This is a genomic window from Bdellovibrionales bacterium (assembly GCA_019750295.1).
GTDB lineage: Bacteria > Bdellovibrionota > Bdellovibrionia > Bdellovibrionales > JAGQZY01 > JAIEOS01.
On record JAIEOS010000048.1, the window covers coordinates 68,751 to 87,824 of the forward strand.

At 46.8% G+C, this 19,074-nt stretch carries 15 protein-coding genes and 1 other RNA gene; 8 read left to right on the top strand and 8 right to left on the bottom strand.

The annotated features are described in order from the left end of the window. Nucleotides 1-283 precede the first annotated feature (283 nt). Together K2Q26_09485 and K2Q26_09490 are read left to right on the top strand one after the other, a co-directional pair. Nucleotides 284-2,089 (top strand): ATP-binding cassette domain-containing protein, encoded by a 1,806-nt coding sequence (locus tag K2Q26_09485; GenBank protein ID MBY0315740.1) that lies wholly within the window; start codon nt 284-286, stop codon nt 2,087-2,089. 86 nt (nt 2,090-2,175) lie between these two features. Beyond that, a complete protein-coding gene (locus K2Q26_09490; GenBank protein MBY0315741.1) occupies nt 2,176-2,493 on the top strand; it encodes a hypothetical protein in 318 nt (105 codons plus the stop codon). A 64-nt stretch (nt 2,494-2,557) separates the two neighbouring features. Here the strand turns inward: K2Q26_09490 and K2Q26_09495 are convergent, their stop codons facing one another. From K2Q26_09495 to K2Q26_09515, 5 genes are all read right to left on the bottom strand, one after another. Beyond that, nucleotides 2,558-2,887, bottom strand: coding sequence for a hypothetical protein (locus K2Q26_09495; protein MBY0315742.1), 330 nt, complete (start codon nt 2,885-2,887; stop codon nt 2,558-2,560). 81 nt (nt 2,888-2,968) lie between these two features. After that, on the bottom strand, nt 2,969-5,836 hold the full coding sequence (gene uvrA, locus K2Q26_09500; protein MBY0315743.1) for an excinuclease ABC subunit UvrA: 2,868 nt from the start codon (nt 5,834-5,836) through the stop codon (nt 2,969-2,971). Nucleotides 5,837-5,950: 114 nt separating this feature from the next. Further along, on the bottom strand, nt 5,951-8,659 hold the full coding sequence (locus K2Q26_09505; protein ID MBY0315744.1) for a PBP1A family penicillin-binding protein: 2,709 nt from the start codon (nt 8,657-8,659) through the stop codon (nt 5,951-5,953). Nucleotides 8,660-8,805: 146 nt separating this feature from the next. Continuing rightward, on the bottom strand, nt 8,806-9,894 hold the full coding sequence (locus K2Q26_09510) for a hypothetical protein (GenBank protein MBY0315745.1): 1,089 nt from the start codon (nt 9,892-9,894) through the stop codon (nt 8,806-8,808). Nucleotides 9,895-9,939: 45 nt separating this feature from the next. Then, on the bottom strand, nt 9,940-10,152 hold the full coding sequence (locus tag K2Q26_09515; protein MBY0315746.1) for a hypothetical protein: 213 nt from the start codon (nt 10,150-10,152) through the stop codon (nt 9,940-9,942). Nucleotides 10,153-10,278: 126 nt separating this feature from the next. Between K2Q26_09515 and ssrS the strand changes: the two genes are divergently transcribed. From ssrS to K2Q26_09545, 6 genes are all read left to right on the top strand, one after another. Further along, a non-coding RNA gene (gene ssrS / locus K2Q26_09520) (6S RNA) lies at nt 10,279-10,450 on the top strand. Between the two features lie 50 nt (nt 10,451-10,500). After that, on the top strand, nt 10,501-12,027 hold the full coding sequence (xseA, locus tag K2Q26_09525) for an exodeoxyribonuclease VII large subunit (GenBank protein ID MBY0315747.1): 1,527 nt from the start codon (nt 10,501-10,503) through the stop codon (nt 12,025-12,027). Continuing rightward, nucleotides 12,024-12,242, top strand: coding sequence for an exodeoxyribonuclease VII small subunit (locus K2Q26_09530; protein ID MBY0315748.1), 219 nt, complete (start codon nt 12,024-12,026; stop codon nt 12,240-12,242). The genes xseA and K2Q26_09530 overlap by 4 nt, the downstream gene beginning before the upstream one ends. Next, nucleotides 12,239-13,087 carry a polyprenyl synthetase family protein gene (locus K2Q26_09535; GenBank protein MBY0315749.1) on the top strand — a complete coding sequence of 283 codons (849 nt, stop codon included), beginning with the start codon at nt 12,239-12,241 and terminating at the stop codon, nt 13,085-13,087. The genes K2Q26_09530 and K2Q26_09535 overlap by 4 nt, the downstream gene beginning before the upstream one ends. A 51-nt stretch (nt 13,088-13,138) precedes the next feature. Further along, the gene (locus K2Q26_09540) at nt 13,139-14,071 is read left to right on the top strand and encodes a hypothetical protein (GenBank protein ID MBY0315750.1); all 933 of its coding nucleotides are present in this window, start codon (nt 13,139-13,141) and stop codon (nt 14,069-14,071) included. 8 nt (nt 14,072-14,079) lie between these two features. Further along, nucleotides 14,080-15,411 (top strand): aminopeptidase P family protein, encoded by a 1,332-nt coding sequence (locus tag K2Q26_09545; protein MBY0315751.1) that lies wholly within the window; start codon nt 14,080-14,082, stop codon nt 15,409-15,411. Here K2Q26_09545 and K2Q26_09550 read toward each other — a convergent pair. From K2Q26_09550 to K2Q26_09560, 3 genes are read right to left on the bottom strand one after another with little or no spacing between them, the layout of a single operon-like run. After that, nucleotides 15,387-16,004 (bottom strand): hypothetical protein, encoded by a 618-nt coding sequence (locus K2Q26_09550; GenBank protein ID MBY0315752.1) that lies wholly within the window; start codon nt 16,002-16,004, stop codon nt 15,387-15,389. The two genes, K2Q26_09545 and K2Q26_09550, sit on opposite strands and share 25 nt — an antisense overlap. A gap of 32 nt (nt 16,005-16,036) precedes the next feature. Beyond that, the gene (locus K2Q26_09555; protein MBY0315753.1) at nt 16,037-17,953 is read right to left on the bottom strand and encodes a HAMP domain-containing protein; all 1,917 of its coding nucleotides are present in this window, start codon (nt 17,951-17,953) and stop codon (nt 16,037-16,039) included. An 11-nt stretch (nt 17,954-17,964) separates the two neighbouring features. Continuing rightward, nucleotides 17,965-19,011 carry a rod shape-determining protein gene (locus K2Q26_09560; protein MBY0315754.1) on the bottom strand — a complete coding sequence of 349 codons (1,047 nt, stop codon included), beginning with the start codon at nt 19,009-19,011 and terminating at the stop codon, nt 17,965-17,967. Between the last annotated feature and the right edge of the window lie 63 nt (nt 19,012-19,074).

Below are 19,074 nucleotides of genomic sequence, written 5' to 3' on the forward strand. Positions count from 1 at the left end.
ACTTTGGTAGAGAACTCTTCCGTTTCTCTCAGGGCTTTCGCGGAGAGAGATAACTGTACGAAGGTCTCCGTGCGGTGGGGGTGTGCAGGGAGGACGTTATCCTGAGCGAAGCGAAGGATCTTTCGGGAGTCTTTGCTTTGCTCAGAACGCATGTGCTTTTAGGGAGATTTGAATTTTCTGGGTGATCTTTGGGGGTTAGGGGAATTTGAATTCCGGTGTGAAATTCAGGGGTTAGTGGGAACGATTTGTTGCTATTTAATGGGGGATTTTATATGTTGCCCGCATGTGGAAATCAGCTCGAAAACTATGGCCTCTGGTCTATCCTTATCGTATGGGGCTCCTTGTGGCTTTTCTGGCGGGATTGGCGATCGCGGTGTTTTCAACGATCTTGCCTTTCATGGTCCAGCTTTTAATTCAAGCTTTAGAGAAGAAAGATATTTTAGGACTTAATCCAGAGCTGGAAAAAATTCTGCTCCATGTGTTTTCGCAGGAGACGCTTCGCAGTTTTTTTGAAAATCATTTTCTCGTGGTTAAGACGGTCGCACTAGGTTTACCGGTTTATTATCTGATTTTCGGTTTCTTTCGCTATTACAACACCTATAAGTTTCAATACATTGCCGAGATGGTCACCAACGAAATGCGTTTTCGTCTCATGGATAAGTTCCTTACTTTAAATTCTAAATTTTATATGCACAATACTCACGGATCCGGTGGTCTACTGAGTCGCACGCTCAATGATACGATGATGATTCAGGGGGGGATGGGTTATTATACGGATCTCTTCCGCGAGCCGATCATTGCTATTGTGCTTACAATTTATATGTTTGTCCTCAACTGGCAAATCAGTTTGTTTTGCGTTTTATTTTTGCCGTTTTTTTCTTATCTCATCCGTAAATTGACCAAAACATTACGTCGTCTCAGCACCGACAGCCAGGAAACATTAGAGCTCGTGACTAAGAATTTAAAAGAGGGCCTCGACGGAATGCGAGTGATTCAGTCATTTAACCTCGAAGATCACATGCGTGCCAAATTTAGGAATTCAATTAATGATTACAACCGAATTCGTCGGAAAGTCATTAAGCGTATGCAGCTTGCAAGTCCGGTGAACGAGGTTTTAGCGTCTCTGTTGACTGCCGGAATTGTCGTTTGGATTGGCCATATGATTTTTGGAGGGCAAGCTGATGTCGGTGAATTCATAGCTTTCATCGTAGCGGCGGGATTTCTTGATAAACCGGTTAAGCGCATTCAACAGGCGATGGTCATGTTACACCCGACATCTGTTTCTCTAGATCGAATCTTCGAGATCATTGATAGCGAGCAGCTCGTTTCCGAAATTTCAAACCCGAGACCCTTTCCTAAAGATTGGAAAACCATCGAATTTAGAAACGTCAGTTTTAGTTACGGAACTGAAATTGCATTGAAAAATGTAAATCTTAAAATTAATCGCGGCGAGATCGTGGCTCTTGTCGGAGAGAGCGGAAGTGGAAAGTCGACGATGATGAATCTGTTAGAGAGATTCTTCGACCCGGATCAGGGCGGTATCTATGTCGATAACATTCCGTTGAAGGACTTTTCTCTTAAGGATCTGCGCGCCAATATTGCGTTAGTGACTCAAGATGTTTTTCTCTTTAACGAAGATCTCGAAGAAAATATTCGCGCCGGAAATCATGTCAAAGACGTTTCAAAGGTCCATGAAGCCATTGATAAAGCCAACGCTCGAAAATTTATCGATCGTCTGCCCCAAAACATCAAATCCCTAGCCGGCGAGCGTGGATCTAATTTTTCAGGTGGAGAAAAGCAGCGAATTAGTATTGCGCGCGCTATTTTTAAAGATGCACCAATTCTTATCCTGGACGAAGCCACAAGCGCTCTCGACTCCGCCAGTGAGGTGGAAGTCCAAAAGGGGATCCAATCCCTCATGCAAGGTCGTACCGCGTTTGTGATCGCCCACAGGCTCTCAACGATCGCTAGTGCAGATCGTATCGTCGTTATGAGTAAGGGTGAAATCATGGAGGAAGGAACTCACAAGGAGCTCCTCGGAAAAGACGGAAGTCTTTATTCGTACTTCCACAAGCTGCAACTGCGATAATCTTATCTATCTTGAAACTCGTATCATATTGAGATGCGACTAAAGTTGAGGTCGTTTTATCCGATAAGTCTCGTAGAGGGGTACCTATGAAATATATTTTTATCATTGCCACATCATTCATCATCTCTGTTCATGCGTCCGCGCAATGTAGCGGTAGCGATGATTATTCGGATTGTGTTATCGACAGTAGCGATTCAGAATTTCAGGCGACTCCAGCGGTCAGCCATGGTGATGACGGGGCGCAACTCCAACAAGTGTCGAGTGATGTGGGGTGCCTCCAAAGCCCGACTGATAAAATTTATCGACATCCCATGGCCTCTATTAACGCTCATGTGAAGCATCTTAATAATGATTTTGGTCCGGCGGATAATGGCCGCCGTTGGCACATCATTAGTTGTGATTAAGTGATTAATTCGATGTCAGGTCTCATCAAACCGGCGCGCTCAAAGAATTCTCTATTAAATATGACTAGGCGTCGCCGGACCAACCGTCTTGGCTGAAATCTGGCTCCGCACCATCGCTGCTCGGCGGGGTCTGCGGCTCGTCGCCCTCAGAACTTTCAAAATTAACAGGTTTAATAGTTACTGCGCGATCTTCGCATTGCCAGCGCTCAGCGAAGGAACCATTGAGTCCCGGAGCGATCCAGCGAACTTGCCCCTCCGCTGTATTCGCGTAGCCGCGATTATCATACCCCTTTTGTGGAGAACACGCTCCATAAGCAAAAGCCGTCGACTGAGAAAATGTCGCTGCGAAAAAACTAACAGCCATAATTAATATTCCGAACACAGATTTTAACATCGAGCCTCCAGTCGAACGATAAGGAGTCGCATCCCCACCAGGTCACTTATCGGTGATTATGGACTAATCTTAAGTAGTGTCTCAGGGTGAGACACTCATTTTGCGAGTGAGACCAGCGCGCTCAAAGAACTCTTTTAAGAAGAGGCCGGTGTGTGTTTTTTTCTTTATAATCTCGAAGGGGGAGCCTTGCGCGACGATTTTACCGCCGCCTTCTCCGGCCTCGGGACCGATGTCAATAATATAATCCGAACGGGCGATGACATCTTGGTTGTGTTCAATCAAAATTACACTACCGCCCATGTCGACAATTTTATTGAGAACGGTCATGAGCAAGTGAACTTCGCGAAAGTGTAAGCCCGTGGTGGGTTCGTCTAAGATATACAAAGTCTCTCGGTGAGAGGACTCGCTCAGCTCTCTGGCGATCTTAATTCGCTGAATTTCTCCTCCGCTAAACGTGGAGGTATTTTGTCCCAGTTGCAGGTAATCTAAACCCACTTCTTTTAAAAACGATAGGGCTTTTCTAATTTGCGGATAGGCAATAAAGAATTCCATGGCTTCGAGAATCGTCATTTGCATGATGTCGTAAATATTTTTATTCTTATAACGAACATCGAGAATTTCTTCGCGAAATTTTTTTCCTTTGCAAGCCTCGCAAGTGATCTTCACATTATCCATAAAAACCATATCGACGTCTTCGTAACCTAGACCGCGGCAAACGGGACAGCGTCCTCCATCCACGTTTAAACTGAAAGTTCCTGGAGTATAGCCCCGCTCCTTGGCCAGCATGGTGGACGACATCATTTCTCGAATGGCATCGTAAATTTTTAGATAAGTCATTGGATTACTTCGCTCGGTACGTCCGACAGAGTGTTGATCGATGTAAAGAACATTTTTTAAATGCTCATAGCCCGAAATTTTTTTAAAGGGTTGGGCCTTTACATACTCTTCGGTTTCTAAAACCTGAGTGAGGGCTGGGAATAGAGTTTGCGTGATCAATGTGGATTTTCCCGAACCACTCACGCCAGTCACCGTTACTAAACGATTAAGAGGAATGTGGAGATTCACGTTTTTTAAATTGTGCCCGGAGGCGCCCTGGAGATGCAGCTGATATTTGTACACATCCATATCCACAGTTCGTGGAATGATGGGCACGATCGGTGCCGTTTTCGGCGCGAGATAGTTTGATGTGAGTGAATTGGGATCTTTGAGGAAGTCTTTGACGGTGCCCTCGAACATGACAGTTCCACCGAGAGAGCCTGAACCTGGGCCCATTTCGATAATGTGCGTACTGCTTCGGATCACGCTCTCATCATGTTCAACGACGACGAGAGTATTCCCGTAGCTATTGAGTCTTTTCAACTGATCAATCAAGCGATCGTTGTCGCGAGGGTGAAGTCCAATGGTCGGTTCGTCGAGCACATACAGTGTTTCCGAAAGCCCCATGCCCAATTGCTTCGCGAGCATGAGACGCTGGTACTCTCCACCGGATAAGGTTCGAGTGGGTCTGTCTAAAGTGAGATATTGAACTCCGATATTGACCAAAAACTCCAAGCGAGATTCCAACTGCGTGTAAACCTCTTTCACCGACTGCATCTGTGCTTCGGTGAGGGGGAGATTTTTGAGCCATGTCAGCGCCTCTAGCAAGGTCAGTTTACTCACATCCTGAACCGACTTGTCTGAGATCGTCAAATGACGGGTAAAGTTTTTGAGGCGCCCTCCATTGCAATCGGGGCACATGAACGAGCTTTTAAATCGCGATAAAAACACGCGGACATGCATCTTGTATTTTTTAGTTTCAAGATAATCAAAGAGCCCCAGCACGCCGTAGAAGGACGCGTCGCCCTTCCAGATAAGTCCCTTTTGCTTTGGCGGAAGATCTTTCCAGGGGAGGCGAGTGTCGATTTTCTTCGCCTTACAAAACTTGAGGAGTTCACGCTTATCATCTCGTGCGCTTGGCATTGTAAATGGGTGGAGAGCCCCCTGCTCGATGGAGAGATTGGGATTCGGCACCACTTTCTCTTCGTCGATGGTTAGAGTGTTACCAAAGCCATTACAAGTCGTGCAAGCTCCCATCGGCGAATTAAAACTAAAGAGCTGTGGAGAAAGTTGTGGAAACTGGTAGTGGCAAGTGTTGCACGATAAGGTCTCACTAAACGGGTAGGTATTCCCATCTGTGGACACTACTAACAGGCGACCTCCGCCCAAACTTCGGTTGAGATGAAGTGAGGCTTTGTAGGCTTGAGACATCGAATCCACCAGTCGACCCGAATCTTCTTTACTGACGGCGAATCGATCAATGACCACGTAGAAATCTTTTTTGGGAAGATCGCTGGTTTTACTTTTGGCGGTGAGTTCGGTAAAAGTTCCCAAATCTTCCAGAGAGGTCACTTTTTTCTTTTTCGCGTTCATTTGAAAAAGACGTGTGTAACCTTCGCCGAGAAGTAGTTTTAAGAATTTGGGATCGGCCAGCACCTGCGACTCTTTGTAGACGGGAGCGAGCAAGTACATTCTTTCGCCGGAATGATTCTTGATGAGTAGGTCTGTAATCGATGCGGGGGCGTACTTTGTAATAGGGCCGTGTCCGTTAGGGCACATGGCGGTACTGACTTTGGCGTAAAGGAGTCGAAGATAATCGAGAACGTCGGAGCTAGTTCCCACGGACGAGCGAGAGTTGCGAACAGAATTTTTCTGTTCTAAGGCAATCGCCGGCGGAATGTGATTGATGTATTCCACAAGAGGTTTGGGGGCTTTGTTTAAAAACTGGCGGGCGTAACTGTTGAGGCTTTCGATGTAACGCCGTTGGCCTTCGGCGTAGAGCGTTTCGAAAGCCAGAGAGCTCTTTCCTGAGCCGCTGGGCCCGCAAACCACAGTAAAAGATCCCAGAGGAATTTGGACATCCACTCCTTTGAGATTATTCTGCGTTACGTTTTTAAGTATGATGTGTTCCATACAGCGGATGAAGATACAGAAGTGATCCCCATTTTACAAGCGTAAGGTTCCAGCTCCCTACGTGCACTTTTCCCCACCGGCGTGGGGAAAAGTGCACGTAGGGAGCTGGAACCTTTAGAAGTCTTCGCGGAGGAAGCTTTTGTCCTCGACGTCTTTTTCTTGATCGGTCTGTGGGTTAGCTCCAGGTTCGGTTCCAGCGCGAAATGGGACACGAAGAGCGTCGGCACCATTTGAAACTTTACCCGTCACTTTATCTACCGTCGCAAACGTAATGCCTTCGGGGGGTTCAAATGTCGCAATCGGTAAATCTTTATGCACGTGCTGCATGTAGGGAAGCCAAATGGGGAGAGCGGAATCGCCGCCAGTTTCGCCGCGTCCTAATGTTTTCTCGGTATCTAATCCCACCCAAACACTCGTAGAGATTTGCGGTGTAAAACCGAGAAACCAAGCATCGTAATAACCATTCGTGGTTCCGGTTTTACCCCCAGAGGCGCGACCGAGGGCGGCTGCGCGTCCTCCGGTGCCGTCGGGCTCCATGGTGACTCCTTGGAGCATACTCACCATTAAGTATGCCGTTTGGGGCGAAATCAATTGATCGTGATCTGGAAAATAAAAAGAATTCACCAACGGTTTTAATTTGGGATCTTGTTCCATCTTTTGCTGATGGGCTTGGACCAGCCGAGGATATTCCTCTCGTTTGGTGGCGAACTCTTGCTCGATCGCCGCAATTTTTTCTTTAAATCTCTCATCGAGGGAGACATTTTTAAGTAAAGTGTTTCCTGCGTGGTCCTTCACCTCGCGAATGATAATAGGAGTAAAACGCTTTCCTTTGTTTGCAAAGACGGAAAAAGCTTTGTTCATCTCGTAGACGGTCACACCACTCGTACCTAGAGCCAAAGAGAGGTCCATGTTGAGCGGACTAAAAATTCCCAAGCGGCGAGCAAATTCCGCTGAAAAGGGCACGGTGGCTTTTTCCAACACTCGAATGGTTGGCGTATTTAAAGAGCGCTTGAGTGCTGTTCTCATAAGAACGTCTCCGGTAAATTTCCCGTCATAGTTCTCAGGCTTCCAAGCCTCTTCCTCTTCTTTGTCTTTGCTCGAAGCGGCTGTGGTTTGTGTATTCTCGTCCCCTTGTAATTTTTGTCCCCCGTAGACAATGGGAGCTCCCATGATCGGAGTCGCAGGAGTGAGGCCTGCATCCAGCCCCGCCGCATAAACGATCGGCTTAAATCCTGAGCCGGTTTGGCGCAAGGCTTGAATCGCACGATTGAATTTAGATTTTTTGTAGAAGTCGTATCCACCGACCATCGCAATAATGTCCCCAGTTTCGAGATCAAAGGACAGAAGAGCGCTTTCGACCTCCGGCTCTTGCTCTAATGCGAGATGCGCAAAGTTTTTATAATTTGTTTTAGGAGCATTTTTGCCAACGGCCGGGGCGCTGTAGGATTTATTGAGAATCATAACGTCGATCACGTCGCCGGGAAGCAACGCCTGAGAGACTTTTTTGATGTGGAGATGTTCTCCGTAATGAAGATCGGGATTAAATTTTCTCGCCCACGCCATATCCTTGAGGGGAATTACACCTTCGCCCTCGGCAAAGTTGACGTAAGCTACATTGGCCACATCATCAATTTTAACGACGAGGCCCTCGACGATTTCCCCAAGGGAGATGTAAGGAGGGATATTGTCCATTCCGTCGCCGACCGGTTGATGAAACGTCTTAAATTCTTTAAGCGTAGGAAATGATCCGTCGGCAGCGATCTCTAAATATTTTCTTTTATCTTTAAATAGAAAATCTCGGGTGGAAGTTAAAAATTTTTGAACATCCTCGGTATTGGCGAGATCAATTTTTCGTTTAGGCCCCCGATATCCACGACGCTTGTCAATGCGGCGTAGACCTTCCTGAACAACCTCTTGCGCTTTCTTTTGCGCGCTCAGATCCATTCCCATATAAATTTTTAAACCTTGATTAAGAACGACGTCCTCGCCTAAAGTTTCCACCAGAAGTTGGCGCACGATTTCGGTGTAGTACGGACCCACATCTTTATAAGATTTTTTAATCTGAACTTTGAGCACTTCCTCTACCGCTTTATCGGCTTCTTCTTGAGTGATACTCCCAACTTCGACCATTCGCCGAAGGACATGGCGCTGGCGATCTTTTGCGAGCTTAGGAGTCAGAACGGGATTCATTCGGCTGGGCATGGGTGCAAGGCCCGCGATCATCGCCATCTCGGCGAGGGATAATTTATCTATCGGTTTCCGGAAATACGTTTCTGCAGCCGCGACAATGCCGTAGGCTCCCTGACCGAGATAAATCTGATTGAGGTAAAGATAAAGAATTTCCTCTTTGGAAAGATGCTGCTCCATTTTGTAGGTAAGGAGAGCTTCCTTAATTTTACGTGTGTAGTTCTTTTCGGGAGATAAAAAGAGTGAGCGAGCGGTTTGTTGCGAGATGGTCGATGCTCCCTGCCGTTTGGAACCTGCCATGGTGTTGACCCAAATCGCTCGAGCAATGGCGATATAATTAAATCCGCCGTGAGTAAAAAATTCGTCATCCTCGACGGCAAGAAAGGCTTTCACAAAAAGAGGAGGCATTTTGTCATAAGGAACTAGAACGCGCACCTGATTGTAGAGCTCATTGACCTTTTGTCCTTTACGATCAAACACTTCCGAGACCAGTAAGGGTTTGTAATCAGCAATACTAAAAAGCGGCGGAAGTTGCTTGTATTGGTAATATAAAATTCCACCGGCAGAGACCGCCGCAAGAACAATGATGATGAAATTAACCAGAAGAATATTTTTAATGATTCGGCGCAAACGCAAAAGGGGGTCCTTTCCCTAAGATGTCGTATTCCTTATATTTTAAGGCTTAGGGAGAGTCGAGACAAGAGTGAGTTTTATTCTGCTAACGGACCTAGCAGTAGGTCCGTATAGATGGAAAGGTCATTTTGGAATTCGACCGACTGGTACTATTGAATACTTTGGCTACTTGTAGGTAGTCGTGTGGGCTCGGAGGCGGCTCCGTTCGAGGAGGCACAGCGAGTGGCGGGGCAGACCCGATTGGCTCTTTCAAAATGTTGAATGACGTCTCGTGGGACTTCGATTCCACGAGCCTGTAAATTGCTGTTCATACAGTGGTTACGAATTTGATCCATATTGTCCAAAGCCTGTTGAGCGGAGCTAAAGTTCGCCGCGCTTTCGTTTCGTTGGCCCTGAGAGGTCGCAATGGTGAGAGCTTGCATCATCATTGCCATCCTTTGCGTTTGCGCTTGCTGTTCAAGAGCTTCGCGTCTCATATCTGTGACTTTGTTCACGTGATCGCGCTGACTCTGCATTTGAGCTTCCAACTGTGGAATTTTATTTTCTGTATACTGAATATCGGCGGCAATCTCTTCGGCTTTTACTTTGTAAGACTGCATTTTTGTCGTCAGTGCATCGTCAGCTAATTTTTGTTTTTCGAGAGTCTCGGGATCGGACATACACTCGCTGTAGAAAACATTGCGTTGCTGCTTCATGCGGAAGCGAGTGCCGCGGGCGGCTCCAGTGCTTTGTGTTTCGAAACGAGTGGCGCCAGCTCGAGTGCGGTTCACAGCTAACATGTCGTTATAACGTTTTCTCGACTGCTGCCGGCACTCGACACGAATGGCAGCATGGGCGGCGCGCCGCTCCTGTTCTGCCTTTACGATCTCCTGGCGACGATTATATTCGCCTCGGCGATACTCGTGAATTTTATCTTGAAGCTGCATTCTTTGATTGAACTCTTCATTTTTGATTTTATTCATTTCCTCGAGATGTTTGACCTCTAAGTCCATCCGTTTGCCCTCAGTCTCCGCTTGCTTTTGCATGAGCTGGGCAATGGGGTTTGAGCTCGCAGACCCCGTAGAATTATTACTCGAAGTTCTTGTGGTGCCCCGGTCTCTCTGAACGATTTCTTTGAGTTTTTCTTCAGCCGCGCCCAGCGCGGTTTCACAGGCTTCTGGGCTTTTGGTTTCAGAATTCGCCCAAGCAAAAGAGCTGCCGAAAAGCAAAATGATAGGAAGAAATGCTTTTAAGTTCATAGGTCCCCCATGACTCTTATGTATCGGTAAAATACGGCCTAGACTTTAGCTTGCGAGGTAAAGATCTTGAAGAATCCAGACTGCGCCAAACCATAAACAAAACAAGGCGATAGGTTGATGGCGTCTCAAAATGAGAAACATCTCCGGGCGGGTTTTCTCAACCGCTTTGAGCCAAGGAACTTCAAGAACAAAGAACATCGTTAACCCATAAACAAAAGCGAGCCACATCGTCAGTTGATCTAAAAAGTCAATAGTCATAAAAACGTATCGGACTGAAACACCCATAAATTGAGGCCAAAAGTCATTTTTTTTGTGTCGCGACCTAAGGCATAACAACTCTAATAATTATGACCGAGATCCGGAATTTTGCTATGATCAGAGGTGAGATTTCTGTGGCATATGCTAAGAATACAGAAATCCTACAAGCAAATGTAAGGGGACTGTCCCTGACAATGGTGTGCAGGCCCAGTTTAAGCTGGGAAGCCTAAAGTTGTTATCATGGTCACCCACTTTAAGTCTTGGGATTTCCTTGTTTCTTCAGCGCCACAGATTTCTTTTTATTTTCTTTGTCATCCTGAGCAATTGCGAAGGATCTCTCACATTGACGTGGCTCCCTGCATTTATTACTCTTTCGGCGTGCAAAATTCCGATCCTCAAAAAAATAAAACGACAGTCAATAGCGCCTGGGCGTCTTTGTTAGAAAACAATGCTCCAGTGAAAACGTCACTGTCGACCTCGGGGAATCCGACGGCGATGCCCGCTGAGGTTGTGACGGCTCCATCAACAGTGGCGGAGCGTATCGGCCAGGAAACGGCAGAGCCCGCGGTGTTGACCGTGACGGGCTTAAACACGCTGATCAAAAAGAATATCGAAAACGAATTTCCAACCATTTGGCTCCAGGGGGAAATTTCGAATTTTAAACCGCACACTTCCGGTCACTATTATTTTTCTCTCAAAGATAATAAATCGCAAATCAGCGCGGTGATGTTTAAAGGTTTTAACTCCAAGCTTAAGTTCCGTCCCGAATCAGGGATGGAAGTGATCGTGCGGGGTCGCGTGACGGTGTACGAACCGCGTGGCACCTATCAAATATTTTGCGAAAACATGGAGCCTGTAGGAGCTGGGGCCTTACAGCAGGCCTATGAACAGCTCAAAGCTCAACTTCAAAAAGAGGGCTTATTTAATCCCGAACTCAAAAAGAAGTGGCCCGCGTTTCCTCAGCATATCGGAATCGTCACATCGCCAACGGGTGCAGCCATTCAAGATATGCTCAATGTTTTAACCCGACGTTATCGCGCAGCTCAGATCACCGTGATTCCGGCGCGTGTTCAGGGCGAGGGAGCGGCTGCAGAAATTGCTCGGGGAATTCAGTTAGCAAATCGAGTGAAAGACATTGATGTATTGATTGTGGGTCGAGGCGGCGGATCTATCGAAGATCTCTGGCCGTTTAATGAAGAGATCGTGGCTCGAGCGATCTTCGCATCGAAGATTCCGATTATTTCTGCGGTCGGGCACGAAATCGATTTTACAATCGCCGACTTCGTTGCCGACCACCGAGCCCCAACGCCCTCCGCCGCCGCGGAGATTGTCGCTCAGAGCGTGACGGAAACCACCGAGCGCCTCCGTCGCCAACAGCGTCAGTTATCTCACCTGATGCGACAAAAGCTCAGCGAGGTTTCTAAGTACCTTATTAATATACAAGCGCGCTTGGTGGATCCGAAACGCCGCCTCGAGGATTTAAGCCTGCGTTGTGACGAACTTTCCCATCGATTAAATTTAGCAATGCAACAAAAACTGCGAGAGCGCAAGATGCGAGTGCAACTTTTACGGACTCGCATGCCATCACCTAAAGATATGGTCAGTGCGGCGAGAGACGTGCTTAAACGCTTGCAACATCAGTTGGTGCTCCAGCAAAAAGCCATGCTCAGTCGAGCGCGCGAAAGCGTCGAACAGCAAATGACTTTATTGGATTCACTCAGTCCGCTGAAAGTCTTACAGCGGGGCTACTCGGTTGTTTTTAAAAATGAAAAAGTGATTCGAAGTTTTAAAGAAGTTCAGCCTCAAGATCGTTTGCGCGTTCAATTGGCTGATGGTGTTTTAGATGTCGAAGTTCAAAACGGGAGTAAACCATGAATTTTGAAAAACGTATCGGTCGAATGGAAGAGATCGTAAGTAAGATGGAAAGTGGCGAGCTTTCGCTCGAGGATTCCTTAAAGCTTTTTGAAGAAGGTGTTTCACTTTCTCGAGAGTGTCACAAGGAGCTCGAAAGTGCAGAACTTAAGGTGCAAACATTATTGGGTGTCGACGACTCGGGGAAACCGGTTGTAGGAGAATTCAAAACTCCATGAGTTTAGACTTCGCCACCACCCATCAGGACCTCATCAATGCTTTTCTTAAGGATTACTTTATTCATCTGCGCGAGGATTCGCGCGCGTATTCGACACCATTGATAGAAGCGATGGAGTATGGGGTTCTTAATGGCGGGAAGCGCTTTCGCCCGATGCTGTGCTTTTTGGCGGGTGAAGCTTTTGGCGCCACGACCTCTCAGTTGATGTCTTTTGCAGCGGCCGTCGAGATGATTCACGCCTTTTCACTCATTCACGATGACTTGCCTTGTATGGATGACGATGATCTGCGCCGAGGTCAGCCAACGACCCATAAAAAGTTTGGCGAGGCGTTGGCTCTTCTTGCGGGGGATGCCCTTTTAGCCGAAGCATTTTCTTTAATTGCTCGAGATTATAAAAACGAGAGCGCCGGGATGTTGCTGGTACAGATTTTGGCTCGAGCGACCGGTGCGCGGGGAATGACCGGGGGCCAAGCGCTCGACATGGGATTTGGAGAACCCATCTCCACTTTGGATATGCTCAAGAAAGTTCACGAAGGAAAAACGGGAGCTCTCATCGCCTCCGCCGTCGAAGGTGCGGGTGTCATCGCTCGCTTATCAGGACCTCAACAGGCGAAAGCCGCTCAATTTGGCCAAATGGTGGGACTTTTGTTTCAGATTAAAGATGATCTGCTGGATCAGCATGAAGACGCTCCTCAAAAAAATTATCCGCAAATGATGGGCGTGGAGCAGACATCTCAAGCGCTTCATTCTTTATCTAAAGATGCTGTTCGTCTTTTAAAAGATCTCACCCATCAGTGGCAAAATCTCGAAAAACTGCTCATCTATAATCTCGAACGAGACCACTAGACTCGTTGCGCGCGCGTTGCCGCGTTAAACAGAGAGTGCTACTTTTGAGGTATGAGAACACTTCACATTGCTTCTATTGCAGTTCTGGTCTTCACGCTCTTGGGATGTCAGCTCGTTAATAAAAGATCTTCACCTCAAAGTCCCAGCACTTCAGGAGTTGGCCCCAAGCCGTCGGTCACGACCGCCCCCCCAGCTCCTGTGCAATTGCCAGAGTTTGTCGGTCAGCGTGCGCCTCGCGTAGGGTTAATTTTGGGACCCGGCGGGGCGAAAGCCTTAGCTCACGTGGGAGTTCTTCAAGAGCTGGAGCGGAATAAAATTCCCGTGGTCGCCATTGCGGGGTTGGAGTGGGGAAGTCTTATTGCCAATTTGTACGCGACCAATGCTCAAAGCCACGAGGTCGACTGGAAAATTTCCCAAATCACTAAACCGAATATTGGGGCTAAAAAATTATTCTCCAAAAAATGGGACCCAGTTGCCGATCAAGAATACGATGCGTATTTGCAGAAGATATTTTTACAGAGCAAATTGGATTCCAACAAAATTCCGTTCGCCTGTCCTTTTATCAATGGTCGCAAAGTGGGGCTTGCTAAAAAAGGTTCGGCGGTGACCATCGTAAAGTCTTGCATGCAGTTTCCGCCGATCTTTGAGCTTAAAGACAATATGGCCGCTCCGTTTGCTTTAGGAGAGGTCACAGAGTTCTTACGAGGAGAAGGAGCCGAGCTGATCATTCTGGTGAACGTGCTTCCACGAGTTGAAAAGTCTGATTTTGCAGCATGGGCTATGGAAGATTGGTCTTGGTTCGCGTGGCTCGCCACTCAGGAGTCTTTAAATCAGGCGAAATTTTTTGGAGTTCACGAAGTGATTAAGGTCGATACAACCTCCTTCAGTATGGTTGAGGTCGATCAACGTCTACGTTTAATTCAGGTTGGCAAACAGGGATCTTCGGACGCCATCGACCGTATTGTAAAGAAGTATGATTTCTAAAGGAAAATATGCAAAACCGAACTTACAAAGATTTATCTGAATTTAAAAAACGTCGTGAGCACATCGCGCAAAAATATGCGGGTTCGGCTATTATTTTATTTTCAGGAAACGAAGGTCATTGGGAGCGATTTCGCGCACAAAGTAACTTTGTTTATCTGACGGGTTTCGAGGAGCCCGATTCGGTTTTGGTCTTCCTTCCCGGTCAAAAGAACCCGTATAAACTCTTCGTCAGACCTCGTGATCCTGCCAAGGAAATTTGGGATGGTTATCGTTACGGTTTAGAAGGGGCCAAATCGGTTTTTGGTGCCGATGAGTCTTTCGATGTGAACCATTTCTATCAAGAGCTCCCAAAACTCTTAGCTAACGTCGATCGTATTTATGTATCTCTCGAGGGTGGGGAGCGCGATCTTCAGATGATTCGGTCGCTGCAACAATACGTGATGACCCTTGGGAGAACCGGTCGCGGCCACATTCCCATTCATGATCCTAAAGAGATTCTCGGTGAGATGCGGGTCATTAAAAGTGCACAGGAAATTGAATGGCTGAAGGAGTCCTGTAAAATTTCGGGCATCGCTCATCGCAACGTCATGGCTCAAACTCGACCGGGAATGAACGAGAGAGAACTTCAGGCTCTTTTATTTAAGGAGTTCTATAGTCAGCAGGCCATGCGCGAGGGTTATTTTTCGATCATCGCGGCCGGAGCTAACGCCACAATTCTTCATTATCGCGATAACAACTGCGACTCTAAAAACGGGGATCTGGTGCTGATCGATGCGGGAGCAGAGAAAAACTACTACACGGCCGACATCACTCGCGCCTACCCCATGAATGGAAAATTTTCTGCCGCTCAAAGAGACGTGTACTCTCGCGTTTTAAAGGTTCAGAAAAACATTTGCGCCATGGTTAAGCCGGGTCTCCCTTACGATTCACTCCAAGAAGAGGCGCGCAAACAGCTCACGCAAGAACTTATCGATATGAAACTATTAAAAGGCACCGTCGATGAAAACATTTCTTCCGGCGCCTACCGCAAATACTATCCTCATAATATTGGACATTATTTAGGGATGGATGTTCACGACATCGGACTTTATCGCGTGAACAATCAGTCTCGCCCTCTCGTAGCGGGAATGACTCTCACCATCGAGCCCGGAATCTACATTCCTGCTGATGATGAAGTGGCGCCTAAGGACTATCGCGGAATTGGTGTTCGAATCGAGGACGATGTCCTGGTCACTCCTCATGGCCACGAAGTGATGACGGCGCTGGCCCCCAAAGAGATCGAGGAGATTGAATCAGTGATGAGTCAAAAAGAACTTTATTCTTCTTCAGCGTCTTCGTAATTTTCTTGGCTATCTACGCCGCTAGACGGTGGTGGAGGCGGAGGAATCACCTTGAGGGCTGGTTTGTTGGCCTGAGATGCGGGGACGCGATCAAAGCGGACGACTTCGAGTTTATCGTTAAACTCTACAGCGTAACCCATGGCTTGAGCTTCGCGCTTAAAATCAGACACGTATTTTTGTCTTTGAAGTTGAGTGAGTTGTTCGTAGCGCTGCTTTTTAAGGAGAAAGTCGTTGATTTGAACTTGTAATGACTGAGGAGCTTCGCGAGACGAATCCTCTCCCGAGTCAAACGCCGCATGGCTTTGCGAAGACTGTAATCGTAGACCACTGTCTCCAACGCTCGAGTCCTTCACTTGGCGGTATCCAGTCGGGAGCGACGGCGCATTCTTAAAATTGTCGACCATGGCTTTATCTTGTTGAAGGCGCTTTTGCTGAAGCACATCTTTTTTTAATCGATCCACTTTTTTATAGGTCACCACACCGGGGCCCTCATTAGGATTCGTGGATTGTGAAAGTTGCGAGAACGTGAAGTAGACTCCGATAAGGACTAAAACTCCACCAGCGATTAAATATGTGTTTCTATTGTCTTGCATGATTGAAGTATCGGGTAACCGGCAAGATTTCTTTAGGATTCTGATTTTGAAGAGTCTTTAGATTTCGCCGGAAGCTGAATGGTAAATTCAGTCCCCTTCCCAACCTGAGAATTCACTAGGATATCACCGCCATGGCTTTTGATGATTCCGTAGGAAATGCTGAGGCCTAAGCCGGTCCCTTGACCAACGTCCTTCGTCGTAAAGAACGGGTCAAAGATCTTGCCTAAGTTTTCCGGCGTGATGCCGCTGCCGTTGTCTTTTATTTTTACAATAATCTGATCTTTCTCGTCTATGTAAGACACCACAATCTGAACTTTTCCATTGTCGCCCACAGCTTGGTACGCGTTGGAGAGAATATTCATAAACACTTGGCTGATTTGGTTGGGGTTACCTTCCATGAGTGGAACGAAATCGGCGTAGGATTTATTCAGTTGCACCACGGATTTTTTTGAGGCCCCGACGAGGAGATCTAAAGTGGAATCTAAGCAATCTGTCACACTAAATTTTTTCTGATCCTTATCACTGGAGCGAGAAAACGTTCTGAGTCCGTTGACGATATCCCGAGTGCGGCGAGCCCCCTCTTCACAGGAAGCAATTAATTTTGGAAGATCTTTAGATATAAAGTCATAGTCATATTTCTTTTTGATCTTATCACCGTCATTCGACTTTTTACTGAGATCCTCGATCACTCCGATGAGACTGGTCGTATACTCTCTTAAGTGTTGCATGTTGCTGTAGATAAAACCGATCGGGTTATTGAGCTCATGCGCCACTCCTGCCACGAGCTGACCAATACTGGCCAACTTTGCAGACTGAATCAATTGGTTTTGCGCCTGCTGTACATCCACATTGGCTTTTTCGAGCGCGACCACTTGCTTCTGAAGATCGTTTTGGTAATCGTAGACCTTTTGCGAGAGATCATTAAAATTATCGGCGAGGAGTCCGATCTCTGTATTCGTTTTATGTTCGATGACGATGGGCTCATTGTACTCTTGCATGGCCTTCATGCTTTGTACGAGCTGACCTAAAGGTCGAATCACCTGATGAGTAAAGAGATAGCTAAAGAGCGCGAGGCACAACAGGAGTAGAACAATTGCCCCTAAAAAAATGTACATCAGCTGACTCACCCCTCGCGTGAGATTTGTTTTCATAGCGCCAATGGCAATTAAGAAATCTCTGGAGCCCCAGCTCACCGCTGTCGAAATAAAGCCAAAGGTCGATCCTTGAACGTTGAGATCAAAAAAGTGATTGTTGCCCTTAAGAAAATCTTGAGAGGCCTGTCCTTGGAGCTCTTCTTCGGGGATACTTGATAGAAAAATCTCACCTTTAGGCCCAAAGAAAATAACATCTAAACCGAACCGGGTTTTTATCTGTTTAACAATCTCTTCATCCAAAAGAATAATTTTTTCGATGTAACCTTGCCACTTTAAACTATCGTCCTTCAGTTTCTTAACCACGCTCAAGTTAAGATACATTTGTTTATTCACAGAAAAAAAGTAGGCGTAGGCTTGTCGATCTTTATCTTCCAAACGCTCGCGAAGAGCGGCCGATAAAGTTTTTGGACCCACCTTCGCTTTTTCGCTAGATGAGACACGCACGAGTTCGTTTCCGTTCTGGTCGTAGACGACATAGGCGGAAGGTAAGTCGGATTCGACAAATCGTTGGAGGCTCGACTGGAGTTGATCAATCGACTGCGTTTTTAGATAATAAAGAATTTCGTTATCCGAGACCACATCATTTAAGCGATCTGTGGCATAGGTTTCGTACTCAGAAAAAAGATCTTGGATTTGTTTAGTATAGACCAATAGACGTTCAAAAATCTCGTCCTGAACGGCGTTTTTAAATTGATAGGAAAAAATACCAGCGACAAAGATCAGCGGGATCACCGAGAACAAGAGGAGCCATCTTAAAAAGAGGGTTCTCAGAGAAGTATATTTCTTTGTCGCCATCAGTGGCTCGATTAATCAGTCGTAACTTGTTTAAGAAGGTCTAACTCATCAAGAACTTTACCAGAGCCCATCACAACGCAGGTCAAAGGGTTCTCGGCGATGGTCACTGGGAGACCGGTTCTTTCGCGAAGAAGAATATCCAGGTTGTGAAGGTTCGCACCACCACCGGTGAGCACGATACCATTATCTACGATATCCGAAGCTAATTCAGGAGGTGTTTTTTCGAGCGCGGTTCTTACAGCATCGACGATCTCGCTTAAAGGATCTGTGAGTGCATCATTAATCTGTTCGCTAGTAATTTCGATCGTTTTAGGAGCTCCGGCGACCAGATCGCGGCCCTTAATCACCATCGTGCGCATTTCATCAAAAGGATAAGCGTTACCAATAGAAATCTTAATTTGCTCGGCCGTTCTTTCACCGATCAATAAGTTAAACTGGCGGCGAACATAGTTGATAATGGCTTCGTCTAATTTATCTCCAGCAACTTTGATGGATTTACAGTAAACGATACCACCTAAAGAGATCACCGCAACGCCGGTCGTACCGCCGCCGATATCAACCACCATACTTCCCACAGGCTCAGTAATGGGAAGGCCGGCGCCAATCGCGGCCGCCATAGGTTCTTCGATCAAGAAAACTTCGCGCGCTCCTGCAGATAATGCCGATTCGCGAACCGCTTTCTTTTCCACTTGAGTAATCCCGTAAGGAACGCAGATGATAATGCGAGGACGAATAAAGCTACGGCTATTGCCCATGGATTTAGAGATAAAATATTTAAGCATGGACTGGGTGACTTCGAAGTCGGCAATAACGCCGTCTTTGATGGGGCGGATGGCCACAATCGTGCCCGGAGTTCTTCCCAACATTTCTTTGGCGTCTTTACCAACAGCAAGCACGCGATTTTGCATCCCACGATAGTTCTTTTGAACCGCAACCACCGAGGGTTCGTCGATAATTACAGTTCCTGTGGCTTTCGAAAAAACCAAGGTGTTCGCAGTTCCCAAATCGATGGCGATGTCGTTGGATATACTTTCAGTAAAACGCTTCCACCAGGCCATACATGTCTCCATTCAAGTTCAAATTGATGAATCGTCTAAGATTAAAATTCTATAAAATGAGAG

Coding starts and splice junctions, on each gene's coding strand:
- K2Q26_09485 (MBY0315740.1), top strand. CDS start 284: ATGTGGAAATCAGCTCGAAAACTATGGCCTCTGGTCTATCCTTATCGT.
- K2Q26_09490 (MBY0315741.1), top strand. CDS start 2,176: ATGAAATATATTTTTATCATTGCCACATCATTCATCATCTCTGTTCAT.
- K2Q26_09495 (MBY0315742.1), bottom strand. CDS start 2,887: ATGTTAAAATCTGTGTTCGGAATATTAATTATGGCTGTTAGTTTTTTC.
- uvrA (MBY0315743.1), bottom strand. CDS start 5,836: ATGGAACACATCATACTTAAAAACGTAACGCAGAATAATCTCAAAGGA.
- K2Q26_09510 (MBY0315745.1), bottom strand. CDS start 9,894: ATGAACTTAAAAGCATTTCTTCCTATCATTTTGCTTTTCGGCAGCTCT.
- K2Q26_09515 (MBY0315746.1), bottom strand. CDS start 10,152: ATGACTATTGACTTTTTAGATCAACTGACGATGTGGCTCGCTTTTGTT.
- K2Q26_09530 (MBY0315748.1), top strand. CDS start 12,024: ATGAATTTTGAAAAACGTATCGGTCGAATGGAAGAGATCGTAAGTAAG.
- K2Q26_09535 (MBY0315749.1), top strand. CDS start 12,239: ATGAGTTTAGACTTCGCCACCACCCATCAGGACCTCATCAATGCTTTT.
- K2Q26_09540 (MBY0315750.1), top strand. CDS start 13,139: ATGAGAACACTTCACATTGCTTCTATTGCAGTTCTGGTCTTCACGCTC.
- K2Q26_09545 (MBY0315751.1), top strand. CDS start 14,080: ATGCAAAACCGAACTTACAAAGATTTATCTGAATTTAAAAAACGTCGT.
- K2Q26_09550 (MBY0315752.1), bottom strand. CDS start 16,004: ATGCAAGACAATAGAAACACATATTTAATCGCTGGTGGAGTTTTAGTC.
- K2Q26_09555 (MBY0315753.1), bottom strand. CDS start 17,953: ATGGCGACAAAGAAATATACTTCTCTGAGAACCCTCTTTTTAAGATGG.
- K2Q26_09560 (MBY0315754.1), bottom strand. CDS start 19,011: ATGGCCTGGTGGAAGCGTTTTACTGAAAGTATATCCAACGACATCGCC.